The organism is Cytophaga sp. (assembly GCF_051961495.1).
Taxonomy (GTDB): Bacteria; Bacteroidota; Bacteroidia; order Cytophagales; family Cytophagaceae; genus Cytophaga.
The window spans coordinates 1-6,043 of record NZ_JBQCDF010000296.1; the positions used below are offsets into that span (position 1 = coordinate 1).

The following is a 6,043-nucleotide window of genomic DNA, read 5'->3' on the forward strand; positions in this document are numbered from 1 at the left end:
CGTCTTTTTCAATCTCAATCATGTCTGCGCCAAACTTACGCAGTTCATTCTGGATCGCAGCAATACGGTCTGTTTCTTTGATACGTAAGCTTTGCAGACCACTTAGTGTTCCTTCAACACCTTTCGCTGCAAGGATTACAGCTACAGTTTGTGCCAGGTCCGGACAATCTGTAAAATCCCAAACAAGATTTCCTTTAACAGGTTGCTTGGTTAATTTCAAACCGTCTGCCGTGAATTCAGTTTTAACACCCAGCTGATCCATGATGTCGACAATCACGTGATCGCCTTGCAGAGAATTTTTAACGTAACCTTTCAATTCAATATTCGCTTCCTTAGCAAGCGCCGCAATGCTGAACCAGTAGCTGGATCCAGACCAGTCAGATTCAACCGTATATTGCGCAGGCTTATATGTCTGGTGCGCAATTTTAATGATGTTGTCTTTCCATTCAGATGCAATGCCGAAACGTTCCATTAAACGCAAGGTCATTTCAATGTATGGCTTGGAACCTACGTGCCCTAACAATTCAATTGTTAAACCTTTTGGCAGCACCGGTGCAATCATCAATAAAGCTGTGATGTATTGCGAACTCACATCACCTTTGATTTTGATGTAATCTGTTTTAGCCAGTTCCGGTTTGAACGGATGAATCAAGATCGGAGGGTAGCCGTCTTTCTCTTTGTACTCTATCACTGCACCCAGTTCACGTAAAGCATCAACCAGTAATTTGATCGGACGCTCTTTCATACGCGGTGTACCTGTCATTTCACGCGGCTTGCCGTTGAAGGCGCTGAATGCTGTTAAGAAGCGCATGGTTGTACCGGCATCTAAAACATCCCATACCGGATTGCTGTCTGAATCCAGCAAACGGATCATGGTTTGTGTATCACGCGCGTTGGATAAATTATCCAGCTGAGATTTTCTTCCTGTAAGTGCATCGATCACCAATACACGATTACTTTCGCTCTTAGAAGCAGGCGGTGTGATGGTATGGTTTACAACACCCGATGCGTGTGTAATGTGGAATGCTTGTGCAGTTGTATCAGAGGCTTGCATAGTATTGAATAGAAGCTGTGATTTCTTCTTTTGTTAATGTGATATTGAAATTTGCTGTACCTACTTTTTCCAGTAAAGAAAATTGTATGGCACCGCTTTCGTTTTTCTTGTCTTGTATGGTAAGGGGAACAATGACATCGATCTCTGCAGCACTGATGGTTGTTTTACCATATACAGAGAGAATATAATTTTCTATTTCCTTATGTTCTGTCATGGAAATAAATCCTTTCTGTACAGCCAGCCAGGACTCGCAGATCATGCCGGCAGCAATGGCTTCGCCGTGCAGCAGACGCTTTCCGGGGATGAACAGGAAATGACTTTCAATCGCATGTCCAACGGTATGGCCGAAGTTTAATATCTTTCGCAGGCCTTTCTCTAACGGATCTTCGATAGTAATTTTTTCTTTGATTGCTACCGAATGTTTCGCCAATGCCATCCAGTCGAATTTAGACAGGTCGGTATTGGTTTTAATTTCGTTCCATTTTGCCTTGTCTGCAATCAGGCAATGCTTGATAATCTCTGCATAACCGGAACGCAATTCTTTAGGATCTAAGGTTTGTAAGAAGGTGGAATCAATGATTACAGCAACCGGTACATTAAATACACCGATGTGGTTTTTGAATGTGTTGCCATTTAATGTGAAGTCGATACCCAGCTTGCCGCCTACGCTTGCATCTACCTGCGACAGAAGCGTAGTAGGGATCTGTATAAAGTCTATGCCTCTTTTGTAGGTGGAAGCACAGAAGCCGCCCATGTCACCGATCACGCCGCCGCCAAGGTTTACCAGCAGGGCTTTGCGATCAAGCGAAAGCTCGGTCATGCGCGACCATATCTTCTCACATGTGGCAAGTGTTTTTTCTTCTTCGCCGCTTTTTATTTCAATGATGTGTTCTTCTTTGAACAGTCCGGAAAGTAAAGGCAGGCAATTCTTTTTAGTGTTTTCATCAACCAACACACAAACGGTGGAGTACTTTCCCAGGAAAGGCTGCAGCGCTTGTTTTGTCTGTTGTGTAAAAAGTATTTCAGAAGCCATATTTCAGCATTCGCTTTAAAATCCAAACCCCCAACGGATCGCTGAGGGTTTGGGTACTATATGATTGTGAATGTATAATTGAATCTGCTTATGCTTTTGATTCAACCGCTTTCATAATTTCTGTCTGTCTGCGGATAGACTCTTCGTGTACCAGTTTGAATACGTCAACAACGAATTCTTCATTGATACCTAATTTCTTCGCTAACTCAGAACGGTTTTTCATAATATCATCCCAACGTTTTACCTGTAGAGTAGTAACGTTGTTATCTCTTTTGTATTCACCGATTTTTTCAACAACAGCCATACGTGTAGCAAGTGTTTCTACTAGTTCACGGTCGATGTTGTCAATTTTCTCACGTAATTCTTCCAGGTGATCGTTGAAGTCTACATTTGAAGTAGATTCTGTACGCACTTTAAGGTCGGTTAAGATTTCACCTAAACGCTCTGGCGTTACCTGCTGATCTGCATCAGACCATGCTTTATCCGGATCAATGTGTGTTTCAATCATCAAACCATCGAAGCCAAGATCCATCGCTTTCTGAGAGATTTCAAATATAAGATCTCTCTTACCGCCAATGTGACTAGGGTCACAGATGATCGGAATTTGTGGAGCGATACGTTTTAACTCGATCGGAATAGACCAGGTTGGAACGTTACGGAATTTTGATTTATCAATCGTTGAGAAACCACGGTGGATAGCAGCTAAGTCACGAACACCTGCGCGATAGAAACGCTCAAATGCACCGATCCATAAGCCAAGCTCAGGGTGCGTAGGGTTTTTGATTAATACGGCTTTGTCTTTAACACCAGCCATAGCATCTGCCATTTCCTGAATAGCAAACGGGCTTACAGTTGTACGGGCACCAACCCAAAGAACATCAACACCATATTTTAAGGCAAGTTCAATGTGTTCCGGATTAGCAACTTCAGTACCGATCTGAATACCTAATTCTTTTTTAACTTCAGCCAGCCATTTTAAGCCTTCTTCACCTGCTCCTTCAAAAGCATTCGGTCTGGTTCTTGGTTTCCAGATACCGGCACGTAAAACGTCAACTTTACCTAAGTCTTTTAATTGCTTAGCGGTTGACATCAATTGCTCAGGTGTTTCGGCGCTACAAGGGCCAGCAATAATCAAAGGCTTGTGGTTCGTTTTTGCCCAGGATTCAATCGGGGTTACGTTTAATTCTACTTTCATATTCTACGCTTTTATCATCTCCTCAACAAAAACGGAATAGTTTCCGTTCTATATTAGTAAGATGAAAACCTTACACTCTATAAATTTCAGCGATACTGCTACCGCTTTTGCTTCCAAATCAACGAAGGAGTTGAAACACATGAGGTTCCTTTTCCGGACAATGGCATGGAGCAAGATGACAAATATAAGTGTTTCTTTCTTAAAATTCGCATTAAAGTACCATTTTCCCATTAAAAATATTGTGCGGAAGACGCTCTTCAATCAGTTTTGCGGGGGAGAAACCTATTGGGAATGTGGTACAACCATGGACAAGCTCTATGCATCGGGTATATTTTCCATTCCCGATTATTGTGTGGAAGGGAAAGAAGATGAAGCTTCATTTGATCAGACAGTCAAGGAGTTAGTGAAAGGTATTGGATTGGCAGCCGGCTTGCCTATGGTGTCTTTTTCGGTCTTTAAAATTACCGGAATTGAGCGTATTGCTCTGCTTGAAAAAATACAGCGTGGAGAAGAGCTTTCTCCTGCTGAAATAAAAGAATTTGAACGTGTAAAAGAACGGGTTACACGCCTGTGCTTCGAAGCAGAATCCCATCACGTACGCTTGATGGTTGATGCCGAAGAAACCTGGATACAGACGGCTATTGACAGTATCTGCACGGGATTTATGAAGCGTTTTAATACAAAAACACCCGTGTTATTTTTAACCATTCAATTGTACCGCAAGGATGGATTTGAACGTCTGAAAGCTATGTATGCGGATGCGCAGCGCGATGGATATAAAATCGGCTTTAAACTGGTGCGCGGCGCTTATATGGAAAAGGAACGTGCGCGGGCAAGCAGCCTGCATTATCCTTCACCGATCAACGACAGTAAAGAACAGACGGATGCGCTGTATAATGAAGCAGTGTCTTTTTGTCTGCATGAAGATATTCCAACCTGCATTGCCACCCACAATCAGTTGAGTATTGAAAAAGCTGTGCGTGAAATGGATCCCAAAGACCAGCAGATCTCCGGCTTTGCACAGCTTTACGGCATGGGTGATTTCCTGAGCTATAACCTGGCACACGGTGGTTTTAAGGTCTCAAAATACCTCCCTTACGGACCGCTGAATGAAGTAATGCCGTATCTGTTCAGAAGAGCAGAAGAGAATAAATCCATTACCGGAGAAACAACGCGGGAACTTTCTTTTATTGAAAAAGAGTTAGAGCGCAGAAAGGCTTCGCAAAATCCCAAATAACAAATCCCGAATAATATATTTCAAGCAGAATTGATAGCTGTTTCTATACAGACTATTACCTATTTCCATGCTTTCTGCTGCCTGTCTCCATGCGATTCCTATGCTCTTCAGATGAGACGGAGGTGGAACAGAGGTGGGATAGAGGTGGGACATAGGTGGGACAAAGATGGGACAACCTATAGTTTTGCAAGGGGAATGCCAGTTACATGTCAGGGTGTAGTTGCCTTTGTTTTAAACAGAATTTATTGGAATTTGCAGCCTGAAAAATCAGGAAATATGATTAGAAAATTTAGTGTGCTTTTTTGCCTGTTCATTTCGCTTACAAGTTGCATAGCTGGAAATGAAGCCAAGCCTCCATATTTTGTACCTATTGAAAAAGTGCTGACCCGTACTACCGGTCGTTATGAAAAGCAGAAAGAATGCATAAGCTTTTCAAACCCTGCAACGGCATTCGGATTTGTGGCTCCTGAAAATGAATTTTATATCTGGATTGAAGAAACGTCAAAAGATTCCCTGCAATGCAACTGGTTTGTAATGGAATTGGATTATAAACTCCATGACAAGATTCAATTAAAACCGGGTAAGCATATGTATAAGATAACTGTACAAAAAAATCAGTTTATTAAACTGATAAAAGCTACTGAAGCATTCGTAGGCGAGGTGCGTATTTATGGTTTGCAGCTGCATCAGCCTTATGTAGCCCAGGAATTTATTATCAGTTATCAGGATGATATTCAGTTCATCGGCAATTCGATCACCTGTGGTTATGGCAATATGGTTTCTATTCAGCCACCGCCGGCCGGTAATCCATTAACGGGTTTTCATGCGGCCAATGAAAATGCCTATCAATCGTATGCCATGCAGACAGCGAGATTGATCGATGCTGAGCCTACATTGGTGTCCTTTTCAGGTAAAGGCATGTACCGCAACTTTGACGGAGATACCAATGAAACGTTGCCAAAGATCTACGACCGTATTCATTTACAGAGTAAGAAAAGCGCCTTATGGAATCATGAATGGCATGCACCGGAAATTATTGTTATTAATTTAGGCACGAATGATTATTACGGCGAGTCACAAAATAAACCGCTGAACGATTCTGTTTTTGTGCAGACTTACATCCAGTTTGTTGATAAACTGGTTGTTTTATATCCAACAGCAAAAATTATCTGTGTGAACAGTCCGATGCTGAATGATGCATGGCCGGCCGGGAAGATGTGCTGGAGCAGATTGCAGGAGAGTGTAAAAAAAGTGCAGCAGTACTTTGAGGCAAAGGGTAACAGGAATATTTACCGGTTTTCATTTGCATCGCAGACAGCTCCCTATGGAGAAGATTATCATCCTTCTTTAGCCACACATACAAAAATGGCAGAAGAACTTAGTACCTTTATACAAACCGTAGTTAATCAATAACCGTGAAAAAGGAAATCAATATTGCCATCGTTGGCCTGATCATTGTCTCGATCATTATTCAGATGTTTGACCTGGGAAATTATTATATATACAGAACGCTGCTTGTATTGT

At 42.1% G+C, this 6,043-nt stretch carries 5 protein-coding genes; 2 read left to right on the plus strand and 3 right to left on the minus strand.

Annotation, left to right across the window (positions count from 1 at the left end):
- The 3 genes from ACTHJT_RS16535 to ACTHJT_RS16545 all read right to left on the minus strand — a co-directional run.
- Positions 1–1,054: 3-phosphoshikimate 1-carboxyvinyltransferase (locus tag ACTHJT_RS16535; RefSeq protein WP_440240242.1), on the minus strand; the 1,054-nt coding region annotated here is incomplete at its 3' end.
- Complete coding sequence (aroB, locus tag ACTHJT_RS16540) at positions 1,041–2,087, minus strand: 3-dehydroquinate synthase (RefSeq protein WP_440240244.1); 1,047 nt, start codon at positions 2,085–2,087, stop codon at positions 1,041–1,043. The genes aroB and ACTHJT_RS16535, both read right to left, overlap by 14 nt.
- Before the next feature lie 88 nt (positions 2,088–2,175).
- Entirely contained in the window at positions 2,176–3,282 is a 1,107-nt protein-coding gene (locus ACTHJT_RS16545; RefSeq protein WP_440240246.1) for a chorismate mutase, read from the minus strand.
- A gap of 61 nt (positions 3,283–3,343) precedes the next feature.
- Between ACTHJT_RS16545 and ACTHJT_RS16550 the strand changes: the two genes are divergently transcribed.
- Both ACTHJT_RS16550 and ACTHJT_RS16555 read left to right on the plus strand, forming a co-directional pair.
- Positions 3,344–4,519, plus strand: a complete 1,176-nt coding sequence (locus ACTHJT_RS16550; RefSeq protein ID WP_440240248.1) for a proline dehydrogenase family protein — start codon at positions 3,344–3,346, stop codon at positions 4,517–4,519.
- Positions 4,520–4,795: 276 nt separating this feature from the next.
- On the plus strand, positions 4,796–5,932 hold the full coding sequence (locus tag ACTHJT_RS16555; protein ID WP_440240250.1) for an SGNH/GDSL hydrolase family protein: 1,137 nt from the start codon (positions 4,796–4,798) through the stop codon (positions 5,930–5,932).
- The last annotated feature ends 111 nt before the right edge of the window (positions 5,933–6,043 follow it).